At 44.2% G+C, this 740-nt stretch carries 2 protein-coding genes; both read right to left on the bottom strand.

From position 1 onward, the window contains the following. A partial coding sequence (locus tag A3729_RS02670; RefSeq protein ID WP_255376370.1) for a S4 domain-containing protein occupies nt 1–280 on the bottom strand: 280 nt, incomplete at its 3' end. 121 nt (nt 281–401) lie between these two features. Beyond that, a partial coding sequence (gene thrH, locus A3729_RS02665) for a bifunctional phosphoserine phosphatase/homoserine phosphotransferase ThrH (protein ID WP_082881976.1) occupies nt 402–740 on the bottom strand: 339 nt, incomplete at its 5' end.

Raw genomic sequence — 740 nt, 5'->3', positions numbered from 1 at the left:
CAGACCTTCTAGGCATTTTTACAAAACGATCATCTACATAAACTTTATCACTTGGTACAACCCGCAAGCCCAATGAAGCAACTTCACCATTTACCTTCACTCGGCCCTGACTAATCCAGCGTTCTAGCTCACGGCGAGAAGCAAGGCCGGCTTGCGCAAGAACCTTCTGTAGGCGCTCACCAACAGGAGCCGTGGCACTACTTTCAGCTTGTAAGCTTTCGTCAAGATCGCTTTCGCTGACAGGAGTATGTTGTAGATCAGTATCTGGCTTCTTGGTCATTAAAATGCTCATTAGGTGAAATTTATATGCTGCAACCATTGTAGGTCAGCAGAGGGTATTCGCCAATAAAAAACCAGGGCTGAGGAACTATTGCGTAGTCACTAAGCCCGGAACTTATTGCTTAGGAATTTTGCGTCAGGCTAACTTTTAAAATCTCTGCCTGAAGATCAGCATATTCATGAACTGCTGGAAATTGAGGAAACTCATCGATCACATTCTGAGGTGACTTAAACAGGATGCCTGCTTCAGCCTGCTTCAGCATAGTTGTGTCATTATAAGAGTCGCCTGCTGCAATTACACGATAGTTCAATAATTGGAAGGCTCTAACAGACTGACGCTTAGGGTCTTTCTGGCGAAGAACATAGTCAGTAATCTTTCCATCTTCAGCCACTTCAAGCTTATGACAGAATAGTGTTGGAAAGCCTAGCTTTGCCATTAGCGGCATTGCAAACTCATAAAA

This window comes from Oleiphilus sp. HI0043 (assembly GCF_001634935.1).
This window is presented reverse-complemented; position numbering and strand designations above follow the sequence as displayed.